This is a genomic window from Comamonas sp. B-9 (assembly GCF_000410635.1).
Lineage (GTDB): Bacteria > Pseudomonadota > Gammaproteobacteria > Burkholderiales > Burkholderiaceae_C > Comamonas.
Genome location: NZ_KE148580.1, coordinates 3,745 through 3,998, shown reverse-complemented (window position 1 = coordinate 3,998; position 254 = coordinate 3,745). Strand labels below are relative to the sequence as shown.

At 73.6% G+C, this 254-nt stretch carries 1 protein-coding gene; it reads left to right on the top strand.

What is annotated here, in order from left to right; translation table 11 throughout:
- A partial coding sequence (locus tag H928_RS32365) for a hypothetical protein (RefSeq protein WP_043340069.1) occupies positions 1 to 254 on the top strand: 254 nt, incomplete at both ends.

Genomic DNA, 254 nt, shown 5'->3' with positions numbered 1-254 from the left:
CGCCGGGCCCTGCCACGCTGGTGGCTGCCGGCCCTGTGGCTGCTGCTGTGCGCCTGCTTGCTGCCATCGGCAGCGACGGCACAGTCGCTGACCTCGCTGGCGGGCCTGGGCGGCAGTTCATCGAGCAGCAGCAGCGATGAAGAGCGCGCCATCCAGGCGCAGCGCGAGGCCACGACCACGGCCGAGCAGGAGGCCGATGCGCTGACCCAGTCGCTCGAGCGCCTGCGCAGCCGCGTGCAGACGCCCGCTGGTGC